This window comes from Streptomyces sp. NBC_00310, assembly GCF_036208085.1.
GTDB lineage: Bacteria > Actinomycetota > Actinomycetes > Streptomycetales > Streptomycetaceae > Streptomyces.
In genome coordinates this window covers 1,303,253-1,321,736 of record NZ_CP130714.1, presented here as the reverse complement: position 1 = coordinate 1,321,736, position 18,484 = coordinate 1,303,253, and the positions used below count along the sequence as shown (strand labels likewise).

13 protein-coding genes and 1 pseudogene are annotated in these 18,484 nt (G+C 71.7%); 5 read left to right on the top strand and 9 right to left on the bottom strand.

From position 1 onward, the window contains the following. Positions 1 to 1,553: 1,553 nt before the first annotated feature. The 6 genes and pseudogenes from OG202_RS05815 to OG202_RS05790 all read right to left on the bottom strand — a co-directional run. Positions 1,554 to 2,368: pseudogene (locus OG202_RS05815) on the bottom strand (cyclic nucleotide-binding domain-containing protein); the annotation flags it as partial. Between the two features lie 155 nt (positions 2,369 to 2,523). Beyond that, on the bottom strand, positions 2,524 to 3,783 hold the full coding sequence (locus tag OG202_RS05810; protein WP_327731092.1) for an enolase C-terminal domain-like protein: 1,260 nt from the start codon (positions 3,781 to 3,783) through the stop codon (positions 2,524 to 2,526). A 76-nt stretch (positions 3,784 to 3,859) separates the two neighbouring features. Continuing rightward, positions 3,860 to 4,768: a 5-dehydro-4-deoxyglucarate dehydratase gene (locus tag OG202_RS05805; protein WP_328222405.1), complete on the bottom strand. Its 909-nt coding sequence runs from the start codon at positions 4,766 to 4,768 to the stop codon at positions 3,860 to 3,862. Positions 4,769 to 4,794: 26 nt separating this feature from the next. After that, positions 4,795 to 5,748, bottom strand: coding sequence for a carbohydrate ABC transporter permease (locus OG202_RS05800; protein WP_326584831.1), 954 nt, complete (start codon positions 5,746 to 5,748; stop codon positions 4,795 to 4,797). After that, positions 5,745 to 6,674, bottom strand: a complete 930-nt coding sequence (locus OG202_RS05795; RefSeq protein ID WP_328222403.1) for a carbohydrate ABC transporter permease — start codon at positions 6,672 to 6,674, stop codon at positions 5,745 to 5,747. Before OG202_RS05795 ends, OG202_RS05800 begins: the two co-directional genes overlap by 4 nt. Next, the gene (locus tag OG202_RS05790) at positions 6,671 to 7,996 is read right to left on the bottom strand and encodes a sugar ABC transporter substrate-binding protein (RefSeq protein ID WP_327731095.1); all 1,326 of its coding nucleotides are present in this window, start codon (positions 7,994 to 7,996) and stop codon (positions 6,671 to 6,673) included. Before OG202_RS05790 ends, OG202_RS05795 begins: the two co-directional genes overlap by 4 nt. Positions 7,997 to 8,198: 202 nt before the next feature. Here OG202_RS05790 and OG202_RS05785 point away from each other — a divergent pair, with 202 nt between their 5' ends. Next, on the top strand, positions 8,199 to 9,062 hold the full coding sequence (locus OG202_RS05785) for a fructosamine kinase family protein (protein WP_326584834.1): 864 nt from the start codon (positions 8,199 to 8,201) through the stop codon (positions 9,060 to 9,062). A 310-nt stretch (positions 9,063 to 9,372) separates the two neighbouring features. Here OG202_RS05785 and OG202_RS05780 read toward each other — a convergent pair whose 3' ends face one another. Both OG202_RS05780 and OG202_RS05775 read right to left on the bottom strand, forming a co-directional pair. Further along, complete coding sequence (locus OG202_RS05780) at positions 9,373 to 11,544, bottom strand: hypothetical protein (protein WP_328222401.1); 2,172 nt, start codon at positions 11,542 to 11,544, stop codon at positions 9,373 to 9,375. 123 nt (positions 11,545 to 11,667) lie between these two features. Then, positions 11,668 to 12,285, bottom strand: coding sequence for a TetR/AcrR family transcriptional regulator C-terminal domain-containing protein (locus OG202_RS05775; RefSeq protein ID WP_326584836.1), 618 nt, complete (start codon positions 12,283 to 12,285; stop codon positions 11,668 to 11,670). Positions 12,286 to 12,430: 145 nt separating this feature from the next. Between OG202_RS05775 and OG202_RS05770 the strand changes: the two genes are divergently transcribed. Continuing rightward, a complete protein-coding gene (locus tag OG202_RS05770) occupies positions 12,431 to 13,912 on the top strand; it encodes an APC family permease (protein WP_328222399.1) in 1,482 nt (493 codons plus the stop codon). 50 nt (positions 13,913 to 13,962) lie between these two features. Next, positions 13,963 to 15,534 carry an amidohydrolase gene (locus OG202_RS05765; protein ID WP_328222398.1) on the top strand — a complete coding sequence of 524 codons (1,572 nt, stop codon included), beginning with the start codon at positions 13,963 to 13,965 and terminating at the stop codon, positions 15,532 to 15,534. Between the two features lie 130 nt (positions 15,535 to 15,664). Here OG202_RS05765 and paaK read toward each other — a convergent pair whose 3' ends face one another. Then, positions 15,665 to 16,984, bottom strand: a complete 1,320-nt coding sequence (paaK, locus tag OG202_RS05760) for a phenylacetate--CoA ligase PaaK (RefSeq protein WP_328222397.1) — start codon at positions 16,982 to 16,984, stop codon at positions 15,665 to 15,667. A 193-nt stretch (positions 16,985 to 17,177) separates the two neighbouring features. Here paaK and paaA point away from each other — a divergent pair, with 193 nt between their 5' ends. Beyond that, positions 17,178 to 18,182, top strand: coding sequence for a 1,2-phenylacetyl-CoA epoxidase subunit PaaA (gene paaA / locus OG202_RS05755; RefSeq protein WP_328222395.1), 1,005 nt, complete (start codon positions 17,178 to 17,180; stop codon positions 18,180 to 18,182). Beyond that, positions 18,179 to 18,475, top strand: a complete 297-nt coding sequence (paaB, locus tag OG202_RS05750; RefSeq protein ID WP_086785833.1) for a 1,2-phenylacetyl-CoA epoxidase subunit PaaB — start codon at positions 18,179 to 18,181, stop codon at positions 18,473 to 18,475. Before paaA ends, paaB begins: the two co-directional genes overlap by 4 nt. Positions 18,476 to 18,484 lie beyond the last annotated feature (9 nt).

The following is an 18,484-nucleotide window of genomic DNA, read 5'->3' as shown; positions in this document are numbered from 1 at the left end:
AGGCGGAGAGCTTCACGGACCTTGCCGTCCGCCCGTGCCTCCGCGGCCTCCTGACCCGGCCCCGTCTTCCGTTGCAGTTCGGCCTCCTGCCGTAGCAGTGCCACCCCGAGCCAGTACGAGGCAAGCGCGCCGTCCATGGGATGGCCGCCGACGGACTGGCGCAGCGCGCTGTGGGCCGACTGGGCCGCCTGGTCAAGGAGTTCGGCCCGTTTCGGGGCGTCGACGTCCGGATGCTCGGCCTGTTCGAGGGCGGCTCTGGCCAGTTGGATACGGGCGGGGGCGAGGGTCGGGTCGAGGGCGACCGCCTTCTGCCACATCAGCGTGGCCGCGCTGCGCACCACGGCCGACGCCCGGAGCCCGATGTCGGTGCGGATGCGGCGCTGCTCGCGGTAGACGAGTCCGAGGTTGTGGTACGCGGCCGCGTAGCCGGGGCTGTGCGAGAGAGCCGCGCGGAAGTGCTCCTCCGCCGCGTCGAGATGGTGCAGCAGGCCTTCCCGCTGGAACCGCTGATAGCTCTCCAGACCGTCCACCAGACGCTGGAAACTGTCGACGTCGGCACCGGACTCGGCGGCCCCGGGCCGCTCCAGTTCGATGCGGTGGGCCACCTCCCGGGCGAGCGAGGCGCTGGCCCGGCGGACGTCGGCGCCGGCGATGTCGGTCTGCGCGGACCAGGTGCGTCCGCCGTGGCCGGACTGTGAGGCGACGACCCGCAGGACCCCGTCCGCCTCCACCAGCGAACCCTGAAGGGTGCGGCCGAACGCGCGCTCCACGAGGGTGAGCAGGGTGCCGACCTGGAGCTGGAGCGGGCCCAGGGCGACCGTGCCGAGCTCTGTCTCCTTGATGTCGCCGTGCAGCCCGGTCGCCGCGACGCCGGACTTGAACGGCACCCGCGCGGACGACCGCAGCACCATCTCGCCCCGCTCCCCGGCCGGGTTGAGCACATCGGCGGGCGTGATGAACGGCTCCTGTCTGACCAGCTCCGAGATCCGCTCGATCTCGCTGTGCAGCAAATCGGCGAAGCCCGCCGCGACCTTGTCCAGCTCGCCGACGTCGTCGCCGGCGACCAGGTTCTTGAACGAGAGGATCCGCACGGGCCGCGAACCGCGTCGGCTGACCGTCAGCAGGACCAGGACCACTGCCACGACGAGCGCGACCCACCCCGCCACGGACCACTTCCCGGAGAATTCGTCGACCACGCCCGTCACGGCGAGCACGGCCAGCGCGGCGGCGAGCGGCAGGAAGAACGCGCTGGCACTGAGCGCGGCCCTGAGGAGCCGGGCGATCCGCCGCCCCCGGCGCGCCCCCGTCGGTGGCCACGACCACGCGACGCGGCCGGTCTCCCGGACGAGATGTTTGAGAGAGGGCATGACCCCGCGCCCTTCTTCCGGCGCCCACTGTCCGCCACCCCTCCTCGTTCCAGCCTGCGCCCGGAACCCCGCGGTGGCAATTCCGGGCCCGGCCAACACGCGCGGCAGGCGGAGGGGATGCCGGAGCCGCCGACCGTGCGGGCCCGCCGCCCCCTCTGTCAGACCCGGTCCGCGGCGATCAGCAGGTACTGGAAACACCGTCTGGGTGAGGGAGAGTTCGTACTCACGCGGCGCGAGGTCGTAGTCGACGAAGCCGCCCGGCAGTGTCAACTCGCCCACGTGCCCGGCCTCCAGGGGCACGTCGGCCTCGCCCTTGCGGTTCACGGGCTTGCGCTGCTGCTCGGTGAACGCGTCGAACTGGGCCGCCAGGGACGGTGTGCGCTCCACGAACGCCATCAGCACGTCCCAGTTGAGCGCCAGCACCACACCCGCGGTGTCGGCCCGCACCGAGCTGAGCCACAGCGGGTCGGCGTGGCCGATGGCCTCGTCGCCCAGACCGTCACCGTCACTGATGACGCCGAGGACCTCCTCCTCGCCGTACTTGCCGATGGTGTACCGCGTGAACCGGCCGTGTACCACGAGATACGCCTCGGTCACCGGCTGTCCTGCGTCCACCAGCACCTGGCCGGCGCGTACCTCCCGCACCCGGAACCGGGAGGAGATCTCCCGCAGGGCCGCGACGTCCAAGTAGCCGCGCAGCGCGAGGAGTTCGGTGAGCGTCTCCGGGATGACCCTGACGTCGTCGGCGCCGTTCTGGTCGAACTGCACCCGGCCCCGGCCGATGCGCAGCTGGAGACGGCGGTTGACTCGGTAGGTGCCGCCCTTGACGTCCACCCACGGCAGCGTCCTGAGCAGCCACCGGGAGGTGATGGCCTGCACGTGCGGTTCGGACTTGTGGTGGTCGTCGCGAGCTGCCGCGCGGCCCGGGTACTGAGGCTGGTGAACTGCCGTTCGTCGGCGGGCTCCGGTGCGCTTTCGGAGGAGCTTACGGGGGCGGTCACATTCCCTCCCGATCGGTGAGCGGAGGTGCGTGGACGTACGGGGCGCGGAGCAGAAGGAGGGCAGAAGAACAGAAGGAGGGCAGAAGGGCGGACGGCGTATGGCGCCGCCGCGCGAAAGAGGGGCCGCCCGAAGGCGGCCCCTGATCAGCGGTGATTCACCAGCGCGGCAGTCTCGGCTCGTACCCCGGCTGGATCCGGCGCATGTACCCGGTGTCGTCCCGGGAGCGCATGCCGGAGTCGACGTAGCGCCGGTGCAGCCGGTCGAGGGCGTCGTGGTCCAGCTCCACGCCCAGCCCGGGCCCGGTGGGCACCGCGACCTCCCCGTCCCGGAACTCCAGCACGCCGGGGACGATCACGTCGTCCGCCGAGTTCCACGGGTAGTGCGTGTCGCAGGAGTGGTCGAGGTTGGGGATGGCCGCCGCGACATGGGTCATCGCGGCCAGGCTGATGCCCAGGTGCGAGTTGGAGTGCATGGACAGGGCGAGCCCGAACGCCTCGCAGACGGCGGCCAGTTCACGGGTGCGGCGCAGACCACCCCAGTAGTGGTGGTCGGTGAGCAGCACCTGGATCGCGTTCCGCTCGACGGCCGGCTTCAGGTGCTCCCAGGCGACCACGCACATGTTGGTGGCGAGCGGCATCGGCGACTCCTTCGCCACCTCCGCCATACCGGGGATGGTCGCGGTCGGGTCCTCCAGGTACTCCAGTACGCCGTCCAGCCGGCGGGCGACGTACGTCGAGGTCTCCACGGTCCAGGCCGTGTTGGGGTCCAGCCGGAGCGGTTGCCCGGGGAACGCCTCGGCGAGCGCCTCGATCGCGGCGATCTCCTCGTCCGGCGCGAAGACACCTCCCTTGAGCTTGAACGAGCGGAAGCCGTACCGCTGTCGCATCAGCCGGGCCTGCTCGACGACACCGGCCGGGTCCAGGGCCTCGCCCCAGTCGTCCCCGACCGCCGGGCGGCCGTCGAGGGCGGGGTGTTCGGCCCATTTGTAGAAGAGGTACGCGGCGAAGGGCACGGAGTCGCGGACCCGGCCGCCGAGCAGATCACTGACCGGGCGGCCGAGCAGCTTGCCCTGTGCGTCGAGGCAGGCCACCTCGACCGCCGAGGTGGTCCAGCCGCGCTCGTGGGAACTGGGCACGGTCGGCAGCAGGGCGGCGTCGATCGCGGCCGCGACGGCGGTCGTGTCGAAGACGTCCAGGCCGACGACCGCCTTCGCGGCGGCGTCGAGCCGTTCCAGGCGGACGGTGCCGCCCGTGGACTCGCCGAGCCCCACCGTGCCGTCCTCCAGGACGAGTTGGAGGATCGTCCGCAGCGCGAGCGGCTCGTGGACGCCGCCCGAGTTGAGCAGCGGCGGGTCGCGGAAGGCGATCGGGGTGACGATCAGCTCCCGGATCCGGGTCCCCGGTGTGCCGGTCATGTGCCCATCCCCTTGAGGCCGTGAAGGTCGGGGCCGTGGGGGTTGCCAGCGGGCGGACGGCCCGGCTGTTTCGGCGTCACGCGCCCACCACCTCCAGTCCGTGGTCGATCAGCTTCGCCAGCCGGGCGAGGTGCTCCGGGGCCGGATCGATCAGCGGCGCCCGTACGCCGCCGACATCCAGGCCGCGCAGGGTCACCCCGGCCTTGACCAGCGCCACGGCGTATCCGGGAACCTCGTCGCGCAGTTCGACCAGCGGGCCGTAGAACTCGTCGAGGAGCGTGGCGACCAGCGTCTCGTCGCCCTCGGCGAGCGCCCGGTGGAAGGCGAGGGCGATCTCGGGGGCGAAGGCGAACACCGCGGAGGAGTACAGGCCGACGCCGATGCCCTGGTAGGCGGGCGCGGTCATCTCGGCGGTGGGCAGGCTGTTGAAGAACTGGAAGCCCTCCGTGCCCGGCACGGCCCGTACCGCGCGGACGATGCGGTGCATCCGCTCGATGTCCCCGATGCCGTCCTTGAGGCCGACTACGCGGGGCAGGGCGGCGATCTCGGCGGCGGTGTCCGCGGTGAGGCGGGCGGTGCCGCGCTGGTAGAAGATCACTGGCAGGCCGGTGGCCGCCGTGACCTCCGCGACGTAGCGCACCAGGCCCTGTTGTGGCGCGCTCACCAGGTACGGCGGCAGCAGCAGGATGCCGTCGGCACCGGCGCGTTCGAGCCGGGCGGCCTGGTCGCGGGCGACCGGGGGCGGGCCCCCGGCGGCGGCCAGGACGGGGACCCGCCCGGCCGTCGTCGCCACGGCGACCCGTGCGGCCCGCTCGATCTCCTCGGACGTCAGCGCGTGGAACTCACCGGTGCCGCAGGCGACGAACACGCCCCCGGCACCGGCCGCGACCCCGGCCTCGATGTGCTGTGCGAGCCGTTCCTCGTCCAGCGAACCGTCCGAGGCGAACGGCGTGACCGGAAAGAACAGCACTCCTTGGAACTTCATGTCTCCCTCAAACGTGGGGGGTTGGCTCAGCCCTTGGTGGCCCCGGCGGCGATGCCGGTGACCAGTGAGCGCTGGAGGAGCAGGTAGACGACGAGGCTGGGCACCAGGGCGATGACCGCGCCGGCGAGGACGACGCCCGAGCCGACCTCGGGGTCGGTGCGCAGGATGGAGAGGGCCACGGTGACCGTGTAGTCGGTCGGGTCCTTCGCGGCGATCAGCGGCAGCAGGTACTGGTCCCAGATCATGATGAAGCCGAGGACCCCGGCCACGCCGAGCGCGGGCTTGCACAGCGGCAGGACGACCTGCCACAGCATCCGCAGCTCGCCGACGCCGTCGAGACGGGCGGCCTCCTCGATCTCGCCGGGGATGTCCTTCATGAACTCGGTCAGCAGCATCACCGAGAAACCCCAGGCACCGAGCGGCAGGATGACGCCCCAGACGGTGCCCTTCAGGTCGATGCCGACCACCGGGACATGCCCGAGGACCAGGGACAGCGGGATGGCGATGACCTCCTCGGGGAGCATCATCGTCAGCATGAACAGCGTCATGACGATCGCCTGGCCGCGGAACCGGTGCCGGGCCAGCGCGTACGCGGCGAGCACGCACACCACGAGCTGCAGGAGCAGTCCGCCGCCCGCTATGACGAGCGAGTTGGTGAAGTAGTCCCAGATGCCGCGCTCCCCGGCCACCCGGAAGTTGAGCAGCGTGCTGTCGTGGGGGAGGAAGGTCAGCGACGAGCCGCTGGGGTGGGTGGTGAGGGCGCCGGAGACGATGGTCAGGAAGGGCACGGCGAAGATGCCGAGCGCTGTCGCGCACAGCAGGATCCGCAGGGCCCAGGAGACACCGGGCCGGTCGTTCCAGCCGAGCGCGGTGTCGAAGCGGGCAGGAGTCGTCCGGGCCTGCTTGCCGGTTCTCCCGGACGACGTGACGGCCTCGTCGGACGACGGCGTCCGGACGGGGTCGAGGGCGGGTGCGCTCATCGCACGTCTCCCTTCGTGCGGAAGTGGTTGACGGAGACGGTGAGCAGCAGCGTCACCGCGAGCAGGACGACGGAGGCCGCCGACGCGCCGCCGATGTCGTTGCGGGTGAAGCCGAGGGTGTAGGCGCGGGTCATCCACACCTCGGTGGACCCGGCGGGACCGCCGCCGGTGAGGACGTACACCTCGGTGAAGACGCGCAGACCACGGATGGCGGCCAGGGTGAGGACGATCCCGATGGCGGGGCGGATCGCCGGCAGGGTCACGTACCGCAGCCGCTGCCACAGCGAGACGCCGTCCATCGCGGCCGCCTCGTACAACGTGCGGTCCACGCCCGCGAGTCCGGCGAGGATGATCACCATGTTGTAGGGGGCGGTCATCCAGATGCCCATGACCATCGTCGCCCAGAGCGCGGTGTCCGGGTTGTCGAGGAACGGTGTCGGGCCGAGGCCGAGGAGCCCGAGGGCGCCGTTCACGAGGCCGTCGGAGGTCGGGTAGTACATCAGCCGCCACAGCTCACCGACCACGGCGGTCGCGGTGACGACCGGCAGGAAGACGGCCGCCCGGATGATCTTCAGCGAGCGGGCCTGGCCTTCGAGGAGCAGGGCCAGGAGGAAGCCGACGACGATCGCGCCGAGCGACTGCCCGACGCCGAGTAGGAGGGTGTGGCCGACCGCGTCCTGGAAGCGGTGGTCGGTCAGGACCCGGGTGTAGTTGTCGAGGCCGACCCACTGGTCGCCGAGGAACGGCCGTACGTCGAAGAAGCTGAGCCAGATGCCCTTGCCCATCGGCAGGAACTTGAAGACGAGGGCGAGCAGCAGACCGGGGGCCAGGAACAGCCAGGGGAGGACGGCCTTTTTGGAGAGGGCCCGCCTGGCGTGCGCTCCGCGCCGGTCCGGCGCGAGGGTGGTCGCGGTGGTCGCGGTCATTTCAACAGGTCCTGGTCCTTGAGGTCACCGGCGAGGGTGTCGTTGAGTTCCTTGAGACTGGAGCCGACGTCACTGCCGCAGTACGTGAAGACCGCGTTGAGGGCGTCGGCGGTGTCCTGCTTGATCGGCGCGAAGTCGGGTGCGTTGGGGAACTGCTCGGAGGCGTCCTCGTACGCCTTCTGCACCACGCTCCAGCGCGGGTCGTCCCGCACCCGGGCCGCGTCGAGCGTTGCGTTGACGGGGATGCGGACCACGGGCTGGTTCTCGCCCGTCATGGCGAGCTTCTGGCCCTCGGGGGAGATCAGGAAGGCGGCGAGGGCCTGTTCCTGCCCGGTCTTGCCGGTCCTGGCGCCGAAGTAGACGTTCTCGCCGTCGGCCAGCACGGTGGACCCGGCCGGGCCCGCGGGGAAGGGGACGACCTCGTACGTGTCCTTGCCGGGCGTCGCGTCGTAGGTGGCGATGTTGTAGGGGCCGGTGAGGTACATCCCGGCGTTGCCGTCCTGGAAGTTGGTGGCGGTGCCGGTGACGGCGCTGATGGCGCCGGGCTGGATGACACCGTTGTCACCGCAGAAGAGGTTGTCCTTCATCCAGGTGACGGTGCGCACGGCGGCGGCCGAGTCCATGGCGGGGCGGTAGCCCCGGCCCTCGGGTTCGATGATCTTCGCGCCGCCGGACCAGAGGAAGCTGGCGCCCCACCAGGCGGCGTAGCCGTTCTGGGCGCTGCCCGGCACGACCATGCCGTAGGTGTCCTTCTTGCCGTCGCCGTCCGGGTCGCGGTCGGCGAAGGCCTTCGCGACGCCGATCATCTCCGTCCAGGTCGTGGGTGCCCGGAGCCCGAGCTTCTTCAGCCAGTCCGTGCGGATCATCAGGGTCTGGGCCTGGCGGGAGTACGGGATGCCGTAGTGCTCGCCGTCGATGCCCACGGTGGAGGCCCAGGTCTTGTCGGTGATCTGCTCGTGGCCCTCGATCGCGGCCGGATCGACGGGCTCGAGCAGGCCCTGGCTCTGGTAGCTGCCCATCAGTGCCGTGTCGTTGATCATCACGTCGGGGAGGTCCTTGGTGGACGCCCGGCTCTGGAGCTGCTGGTCGAAGTTGATGACCGGCTGGTAGTCGATCTTGATGCCGGTCTTCTTCGTGAAGGCGGCGAACACCCGCTCGTACGTGGCGGCCGGGTCCGGGTTGCTCCGGGTCCAGACCTCCAGCGTGTTCGGGTCACCGCTCCCGGCGCTGTCGGACCCCGGTCCGCAGGCCGCGGCCCCGAACGCGAGCCCCGCGACGGTGATGATGGCGGCCAGGCGGCGACTTCGTCGGCGAACGCCCATGGGCACACTCCGTTGTTCCTCCGGGCCGTCCGCCCGGCTGTTCATATCCGTGAACTCGCTTCACGAATCTAAATGATCGGCCAAGCTACGGAGCGTTTCGTTTGCATGTCAAGACATGGGTAGGAGATTTCACCGGCACCACACCTGGAGCTTGCGGGATCCTGTGGCACGCCGGGGAACATGAGATGGGGAGGTGGTCGCCGTGGCCGATCGCACGGCACCCGGTGCCCTGGCGGCGCGGCTCACCGGCCGCTCGGCGACCGGTGAACGCCGTCTGTCCGGGACGCTCGCCGAGGTCACCCTCGACGACGGCCGCCTGGTGCTCGTCAAGCTGGGCGACGGCCCCGGCGCGGCCCGGGCCGAGGCGGCCGGACTGCGCTGGCTCGCCGAGGCGGGCACGGTCCGCGTTCCGACGGTGTACGGCCACGACGGGCGCCGCCTGGTCATCGACCTGGTGGAACAGGGGGCACCGAGTGCCGCGGCGGCGGTCCGCCTCGGCGCCGATCTGGCCGCCCTGCACACCGCTGGCGCGCCCTCCTTCGGCGCCCCACCGCCCGGCGGCCCGAGCGAGGCGTACATCGGGCGCGCCCCCATGCGGAACGTCCCCGGCACCGACTGGCCGGCCTGGTACGCCGAGCACCGCGTACTGCCGTATCTGCGCCGCGCGGTCGACGACGGCACCGTCCGCCCGGCCGAAGCCGCCCTGATCGAGGACGTCTGCGTGCGGCTGCCCGACCTCGCGGGCCCCGACGAGCCGCCCGCCCGGCTCCATGGCGACCTCTGGAACGGCAACGTCCTGTGGGGCGCCGACGGCCACGCCCGGCTCATCGACCCGGCCGCCCACGGCGGTCACCGGGAGACCGACCTGGCGATGCTCGCCCTCTTCGGCTGCCCCCACCTGGGCCACATCCTCGACGGCTACCAGCGGGCGGCGCCCCTCGCCGACGGCTGGCAGGACCGCGTCGGACTGCATCAGCTCTTCCCGCTGCTGGTGCACGCGGTGCTCTTCGGCCGCGGCTACGCGGAACAGGCCCTGGAAACGGCTCGGGCGGCGCTCGCGCGGTGAGCGCGGGCGCCGCCCGGAGCGACGTCGACGGCGAGGAGGGCGAGAGAACTCGTCGCGTTTAAGCCGTTTTCACGGCGGAGGAGAAGGAAGCCCTCTCATGGCCTCGCCGTCGGCAACGCTACCAGTCGGCCCGGGACCGGGTCGCGCCGATTTTCCGGGCGACGGTCCGGCGGCGCACACGAGAACCGGGAGGCGCCGCGCGGGCGCCTCCCGGTCGAAGTCGAGGGCGAGGAGAGCGAAAGGACTTGATTCATGTGAAGTGAAGGAGAAGGAAGCCCCTTCATGGCCTCGCCGTGCGCAACGCTAGCACTCAGCCCGGGATCAGGTCGCGCAGATTTTCGAGGGTGATGACCCGGGAGTCCGGGTGCAGCCCCTCGGGGCGTTCGAGACCGATGTACGTCACGGCTTCGTCCGGGACCCGCTCGCCGTCCCACAGGTCCATGACCGTGGTGTCCTGGGACATCAGGTCGATGAGGTACCCGACCGTCAGCTGCTCGCGCTCCACGAGGGCGCGCACCACCTTGGACACCGAAACCTGGTTCTCCTCGACCCGGTTGGCCTCCGAGATGCCCTTCAGATACAGATGCAGCCACTTCGCGTGCCACCGGCCGTCGTCCCCGCGCCGGAACACCAGCGGCAGTGCCACCCGGCCCACTCCGCGCAGCTCCGACTTCGTCCGGACCGTGCGCGGCTCGAACGGCCGGCCCTTCTGCTCACCGTCACGCACCATGAAGCCGAAGAACGACTCCTCGACCTCCTCGAAGCCCTCGCCGCAGTAGATGTTGACCTGCGGAACGATGAACGGGCCGCGCACCCGGTCCAGGGACAGGTTGATGAATTCCGACGCCCCGTCGGGCGCCTCGGTGACATCTCCCGAGTGCTCGCCCCCGACCGCCGTGAGGGACGTGTAGGAGAGCCAGGAGTCGGTGCTGTAGTCGGGGTGCAGAAGCAGCGCCGACAGGTCGTAGTCGGTCCGGTGCTCGGTCTCCTTCCAGTACACGAAGAAGCGCAGCTGTTCGCCCTCGACCGCCGAGACCGAACCCCGCGGCAGCACACCGAGCCCGGCCGCGGTCGCCCGGCCGCTGAGCGGGAGCGCCACGTCGAGGACGTCGGGGTCGAGCAGCAGCCGGTACGGCGCCGGGAGCCGGCGGCGCAGCTCGGCGTCGAGGGCGGCGATCAGCCGGTCGCGGTCGGCCGCCGGCACCGGCGGCCGGAGGTCGGGGGTCACCCAGGCGCGGCCCCGGCGGTTGACGAAGATGCGGGGTTCGTCGCTCTCCCGCTCCCGGTTGTGGAAGTGCTCGCGCACCGAGAGCACGACCCGGCCGGAGACGCCGGGTGCGACCTCCACCGCGGCGGCCACCACCGCGTCCCGCTCCGCCTGGTCGGCGGCGATGCGCAGCAGGAGGTCCAGGGCGCGGAACAGCTTGCCGGGAGCGGACTTCAGCAGCTTCACGGCACCGAGCACGTCGAACCCGTCGAGCAGCTTCTCGACCCGGCCGCCGAAGGACGGCGCCTCCTTCTCGCCCCGCGCGACGGCGAACACGTCGGCCGCGTGCGGCCAGCGCGGGTACTCGTGCGGGTGGAGACGCTCGCCGAGCCGCTTGAAGGGCTCCCGGTGCGCGGGCACATCGGAGAGCTTGGCGGGGTTCGCCGCGACCACGGCGTCGAGGCCCGCGAGCAGCCCTCGGCGGACCGGCCGCGACAGCGCCCGGAACCGGGTCGGCTCCTGGAGCGTCACGTCGCCGCCCGACAGCGCGCAGGCCAGCCGCAGCACATCGGTGACGGTGTCGAGGAGGAGGTCCGCGCCGACGCCGAGCCGGGCCTCGTTGACGACCGCCCGGTTCTCCCGCACCGGGATCCGCTCCGGCTGGGGGCCGAGCGCGCACCGCCCGGCGAGCGTCCTGAGGTCGCGCAGGTGCTCCTCGCCCAGCGGGGTCGTGCTGCCCGCCAGCGACAGGTACAGGTCGGTGAGTTCGTCGTCCAGGTCCCGGCCGAGGTGCAGGACGGTCACCCGGTCGCCCGCCGAGGCGATCAGTTCGTCCTGCGCCGCGAGCATCTCCTCGTAGGTGTGCTGGTACCGGCCGTACGTGGGGAGGCTGAGCAGGTCCAGCACCCCGTTCGCCAGCTGCGTCAGCACGTTCTCGCGCGACTTCTCGTCGCCGAGGGCCTGCGCCACGCACCGCGTCCAGAACTCTTCCGTGTCCGGCACGTTCGCCGGGAAGTCGATGAAGTAGGAGTTGTGCCGGACGTGGTCGCCCACCATCTCGCCCACGATGCGCAGCGTCCGCCTGGCGGTGTGCAGGACAGCGGCCTCGGACAGCCCGGACAGCCGCTCCAGCAGCTCCGCCGAGAGCTTGAAGCCCACGTTCATGAGGGCGGCGTCGAACTGCCGCGCGGCGGCGGTGCCTTCGCCGACGGACCCCTTGGGGACGGGAAGGCGATGGGTGTGCCGGATGACCAGCGATTCGGGACTCTGCGCCATTCCGGGATGATCGCAGAGGTGTGCGAACCGGCGCACGGGAGTTTCCCGTACGCCGCCCGGTCCCGCACTCTGTACGCGGCCCAGTCCGGCACTCCGTACGCGGCCCGGTTCGCACGTGTCCCGCTACGCCCGCGCGTACGCCTCCAGCCTGCGCCGCGCGTGCGCGAGGAAGCCGTCGAGGGCGAGTGCGAAGGCGTCGTCCGCGCGACCGTCGCCCACCGCGTCCAGGGCCTGCGCCAGGCGCGGGGTCGCCGACTCGTCGGTGATCTCCCACATCGCCACGGGAGCGGCGAGGTCCAGGGCCGAGCCCAGGACGACGTTCTCCAGGGCGACCAGCACCGGCATCACGTCGGGGAGGGGGAAGCCGGCGTCGAGGAGCAGGGTGACGGCCCGCTCGTACTGTTCGAGGACGCGCGGGGCCCGTACCGGGGAGGTCATCAGCAGCGGGACGGCCCGGGGGTGGGCCGCGAAGGCGGCGCGGTAGGAGCGGGCCCAGGCGGCGAGGGCCTCGTCCCAGGGGTGCAGGTCCAGGGCGGTGACGTCGATGCCCTCCGCCACCCGCTCGCGCAGCAGTTCGACGATGCCGTCCCTGCCCTCCACGTGGTGGTACACCGAGCCGGTCTGCACCCCGAGCCGCCGCGCGATCTGCGGCACGCTGAACTCGCCCTGCGCGTCGAGGAGTTCCAGCGCGGTGGTGGTGATGCGCTCCCTGTCCAGCAGGGGTGTGCGCGGCCGTCCCATGGTGTCCGTCCCCTCCGGGGTCTTCCCAGTAGTCCGAGGAGAAGGCTACATTGCGAAAACCGAAAGCCTTTAGGTTTACGGGCTCGGTCATCCCGCACGGCCCGGTCCCCTCGTCCCTGCCCGCAGCCAGAAGGGTTTTCCCCTCATGACTGTCACCCCTGACGCGACCGCCACCGGCCCGGCGGAGAACGCCGCCGCCCCGGCCCCGTCCCTCCGCTCCGGCTCGCTCGGCACCACCGACATCGCCTTCTTCGTCGTCTCCGCCGCCGCCCCGCTCACGGTGATGGCCGGCGTCGCCCCGCTCGCCCTCCTGATGGGCGGCATCGGCGCCCCCGTCGGCTACCTGCTCGCCGGCCTCACCCTCGCCGTCTTCGCCGTCGGCTTCACCACCATGAGCCGCCACGTCCGCAGCGCCGGCGCCTTCTACGCGTACATCACCCGAGGCCTCGGCCGCCCGGCCGGCATCGGCGCCGCGCTCCTCGCGCTCATCGGCTACAACAGCATGGAGATCGGCGTCTACGGCCTCCTCGGCACCGCCACCCGGGACACCGCCCGTTCCCTGTTCGGCGCCGACATCCCCTGGCTGCCCGTCTCCCTCGCGGGCCTGCTGCTCATCGGCTGGGCCGGCTACCGGTCCATCGACTTCGGCGCCAAGCTCCTCGGCGTCCTGCTCGTCGCCGAGACCGGCATCCTCGTGCTGCTCGCCGGAGGAGTACTGACCAAGGGCGGCGCCGACGGCCTCTCCCTCGCCTCCTTCGCCCCCGACAACGTCATGGTGCCCGGCATGGTGGCCGTCCTGGCCTTCGCGTTCGCCGCGTTCACCGGCTTCGAGTCGACGGTCATCTACCGCCGCGAGGCCCGCGACCCGGCCCGCACGGTGCCCCGCGCCACCTACCTCGCCATCGGCTTCCTCGGTCTGTTCTACGCCTTCATCGTGTGGACCGTGATCCAGGCCTTCGGCGACGCCCAGGTCATCGCGGCGGCCGGCGCCAACCCCGCGGACCTTTTCTTCTCCGCCATCACCACCTACGTCGGACCGTGGGCGGCCGACCTGATGCGCGTCCTCATCGTCACCAGCGTCCTCGCCTCCCTGCTCGCCTTCCACAACGCCATCAACCGCTACGGCCTCGCCCTCGCGGAGGAGGGGATCCTCCCCAAGGCCCTGGCCCGCGTCCACCCGCGCCACCGCTCCCCGTACGTCGCGGGCCTCGCCCAGACCGTCCTCGGCGCCCTCGTCGTCCTCGCCTTCGCCGCGGCCGGCGCCGACCCGTACATGCAGCTGCTGCTGTGGGTGAACACCCCGGGCATGCTCGCCCTGATGCTGCTGCAACTGCTCGCCGCGCTCGCCGTGCCCTTCTACTTCCGGCGCGTCACCCACACCGAGGGCGTCCTGCGCACGGTCGTCGCCCCCGTCCTCGCCGCGGCGCTCCTGACCGGCGCCATCACCCTGGTCGTCAGCCACCTCGACCAGTTCACCGGCGCCTCCACGACGGTCAACACCTTCCTCGCGGCTCTCGTCCCGGCCGTCCTGGTCATCGGCCTCGTCCTCGCCCGGTGGCTGCGCCGTTCCCGGCCCGAGGTCTACGCGGGCTTCGCCGCCGAACCACCGGCCCGGACCGCCGACTGACCCCGCCCCAGCCGACCGCCGTCCCGCTCACCACCGGAGGAGACCTCTCCATGCCCACCGCCGACCTCGTCATCACCGGCACCCACGTCCGCACCCTCGACCCGCGACGGCCGTACGCCACCGCGGTCGCCGTCCGCGACGGGCTGATCGCCGCCGTCGGTGAGGCCTCGGACGTACGGGACTGGCGCGGGCGGGGCACGGAGGTGGTGGACCTGGGCGGCGGCCGGCTGGTGCCCGGCCTGGCGGACGGCCACAGCCACCCCGTGTGGGGCCTGGACATGGCCACCGGCATCGACCTCACCGCCGTGACCGACCTCGACGGACTGCGCGCCGCGCTCACCTCGGGGCGACGCGTCGACGGCTGGGTCATCGGCTACGGACTGGACCACAACGCCTTCGGCGGCCGGACCATCGACCGTGCCCTCGTCGAGGACGTCCTGGAGGGCGCCCCCGCCTTCCTGCGCCTGTACGACGGCCACTCCGCCCTCGTCAGCGGGGCCGCGCTGAAGGCCGCCGGCATCACCGGGCCGCGCGCCTTCGCCCAGCGGTCGCACATCGCCGTCGACACCGACGGGCGGCTGACCGGCCACCTCGTCGAACACGCCGCCATGGAGCTCCTCCAGCCCGTCATGCCCCGGCCGTCCTACGCCGAACGACGCGCCCGGCTGGCGGAGTTGCTGGACGGCATGGCGGCCACCGGCCTCACCGGCGCCCATGTCATGGACCTCGGCGACCTCGACCTGGTGGGCGAGGTCGCCGAGGAGTCGGTACTGCCGCTGCGGCTGCGCTTCGCACCCTGGTGCATGCCCGGCGCCGACGCGGACGACCTGGCGGAACTCGTCGCGCTCCAGGGCCGGGGAGGACGGCACTGGCGGGTCGGCGGGGTGAAGTTCTTCATGGATGGCACGGTCGAGGGCGGCACCGCCTGGCTCGACCATCCCGACTGCCACGGCCAGGGCACCGACGCGTTCTGGCCCGACCCGGCGGCGTACGGCGAAGCCGTACGGCGGCTGCACCACGCCGGGGTGCGTACGGCGACACACGCCATCGGGGACGCCGCCGTACGCCACGTTCTCGACACCGTCGCCTCCCTGGGGCCCGGCGGGCGGCTCGCGCATCGCGTGGAGCACGTCGAGTCGGTGCCGGACGAGCTGGTGGCGCGGTTCGCCGAGGTGGGGGTCATCGCGTCCATGCAGCCGCCGCACACCGACTTCACCCGGGCCGATCTGTCCGACGAGTGGTCGGTGCGGCTCGGTGAGGAGCGGGCCGTGCGGGCGTGGCGGCTGCGTGATCTGCGGGACGCGGGTGCGGTGGTCGCGCTCGGGTCGGACTGGCCGATCGCCCACTACGACGCGCGGGTCGTGCTGGCGACGGCCAGGGAGCCGAAGGGCGCGGCGTCCTCGGGGGCGGGACTCACGGGGGTGCAGGCGCTGGAGGGCTGCACCAGCCATGCGGCGCTCGCGGCGGGCGAGGGGGATGTCGTCGGCCGTATCGCCCCGGGGCTGCGGGCTGATCTCACCGCCTTGGGGCTCGACCCCGTGGAGGCGCCCGCGGACGAGGTCGCCGATGCGCCGGTGCTGCTGACCGTGACGGGTGGGCATGTTGTGCATCGAGGGCTCTGAGCGCGGCGCAGCGGCGCCGCACGAGGGGAGAGCGCCGTTCCGCTTGCCGTCGGCCTGCCGACCGCGGGCCGTCGGTGGCCGGTCGCGCCGTTCCCCGCGTCCCTGACCTGGTCGGTGTGCTGCCCGGTCGTCAGATCTCGGCGTCGCGGAGGTCCTTGACCCGCTTGAGTTTGCCGACCGAGCGCTCCAGGGTCTCCGGATCGACGATCGTCACCTCCACCGTGACGCCCACACCGTCCTTGACCGCCTGGGTGATCACCGTGGCCGCCGCCTCCCGCTGGTCGGGGGCCGTCCCCGCCCGTGCCTCGACCCTGACCGTCATGTGGTCCATGCGGCCACGTCGCGTCAGCTGGATCTGGAAGTGCGGGGCCACGGCCGGCGTGCGCAGCACGATCTCCTCGATCTGGCTGGGGAAGAGGTTCACGCCGCGCAGGATGATCATGTCGTCGCAGCGGCCGGTGACCTTGCGCATCCGGCGGAAGGCGGGGCGGGCGGTGCCGGGCAGCAGCCGGGTCAGGTCGCGGGTGCGGTAGCGGATGACCGGCAGGGCCTCCTTGGTGAGGGAGGTGAAGACGATCTCGCCCTCCTCGCCCTCGGGGAGGACCGTGTCCGTGAGCGGATCGACCACCTCGGGGTAGAAGTGGTCCTCCCAGATGTGCAGGCCGTCCTTGGTCTCCACGCACTCCTGCGCGACACCCGGGCCGATCACCTCCGACAGTCCGTATATGTCGACGGCGTGGAGACCCGTCCGCTCCTCGATCTCCCGGCGCATCTCCTCCGTCCACGGCTCGGCCCCGAAGATGCCCACCCGGAGGGACGTGGAGCGCGGGTCCACGCCCTGCTTCTCGAACTCGTCGAGCAGCGTCAGCATGTAGGAGGGGGTGACCATGATGATCTCGGGGCGGAAGTCCTGGATCAGCCGCACCTGGCGGGCCGTCATGCCGCCGGAGGCCGGGATCACCGTGCATCCCGCGCGCTCGGCCCCGTAGTGCGCGCCGAGGCCGCCGGTGAACAGGCCGTAGCCGTAGGAGATGTGCACCTTGTGTCCGGGGCGCCCGCCGGCGGCCCGGATCGAGCGGGCGACCACGTCCGCCCACAGGGCGAGGTCGTTCTCCGTGTAGCCGACGACCGTGGGGCGCCCGGTGGTGCCGCTGGAGGCGTGGACGCGTCGTACGTCGGACATGGGGACGGCGAACATGCCGTAGGGGTAGGTGTCCCGCAGGTCGGCCTTCGTGGTGAAGGGGAACCGGTCCAGGTCGTCGAGGGAGCGGCAGTCGCCGGGGCCGACCCCGGCCGCGTCGAACTTCTTCCGGTACAGCTCCACGTTGTCGTACGCGTGCCGCAAGGTCGCCCGCAGCCGGTCGAGTTGGAGCTCCCGCAGTTGCTCCTGGGTGAGGCGCTCGCCGTCGTCCAGCAGGTCGTGGGGGAGCGGATCGCCCAGGCTGCTCATCGCGACTCCTTCGTGCCCACGACCCCGTGAGCCGACCGACCATTCGGTTGCTGTGCGTCACCTCATGAAATCCAGCGGGGTCGCCGCCTGTCAAGAAGGTGCTGATCGCGGGAGGGGCGTGCGGGTCTTGCCCGTCCGCGCGAATCGCGTCACACTGGTACCGAACGAATGGTCGGTTGGGAAGCTGGTTTCGATGACGACGACAGACTCCGCCGGGGCGCCGTCCCAGGACGCCGAGGGGACCCCGGACACCCAGGACGCGCTGCAGGAGCACTTCGACGCGACGATCGCGCGGGACCAGCGGATCGAGCCGCGCGACTGGATGCCGGAGGGCTATCGCAGGACGCTCGTCCGGCAGATCGCGCAGCACGCGCACTCGGAGATCATCGGCATGCAGCCGGAGGGCGAGTGGATCACCAAGGCGCCCTCGCTGCGCCGCAAGGCGATCCTCTTCGCGAAGGTCCAGGACGAGGCGGGCCACGGGCTGTACCTGTACTCGGCGGCCGAGACCCTCGGCGCGGACCGCGCGGACCTGACCCGGCGCCTGATCGAGGGCCGTCAGAAGTACTCGTCGATCTTCAACTACCCGACGGCGAGCTTCGCCGACGTGGGGGTCATCGGCTGGTTCGTGGACGGTGCGGCGATCTGCAACCAGGTCCCGCTGTGCCGGAGTTCGTACGGGCCGTACGCGCGCGCGATGGTGCGGATCTGCAAGGAGGAGTCGTTCCACCAGCGGCAGGGGTACGAACTGCTGCTGACGATGATGCGCGGCACCGACGCTCAGCGCGAGATGGTGCAGGACGCGGTGAACCGCTGGTGGTGGCCCTCGCTGATGATGTTCGGCCCGCCCGACGACGCCTCGCCCAACTCCGCGCAGTCGATGGCCTGGAAGATCAAGCGGCACAGCAACGACGAGTTGCGGCAGCGGTTCGTGGACATGACCGTCCCGCAGGCCGAGAAGCTCGGCGTGACGCTCCCCGACCCGGAGCTGCGGTGGAACGAGGAGCGTGGCCGGCACGACTTCGGCACCCCCGACTGGGGCGAGCTGAAGCGCGTGATCACCGGCGACGGGCCGTGCAACGACCAGCGGATGGAACGGCGGCGGACCGCCCACGAGGAAGGCGCCTGGGTGCGCGAGGCGGCCACCGCCCACGCGGCCAGGCAGAGCGAGCGAGCCCGGAAGGGGACGGCGGCATGACCGGCACGAACAAGGGCGACTGGCCGCTGTACGAGGTGTTCGTCCGCGGCAAGCGCGGCCTGAACCACGTCCACGTGGGCTCGCTGCACGCCGCCGACGACCAGATGGCCCTCACCCACGCCCGCGACCTCTACACCCGCCGCAACGAGGGCGTCTCCCTCTGGGTCGTGCGCTCCGAGCACATCGCCGCCTCCACCCGCGACGAGAAGGACCCCTTCTTCGAGCCCAGCGCCGACAAGGTGTACCGCCACCCCACCTTCTACGACATCCCCGACGACGTCCCGCACATCTGAGGAGCAGGG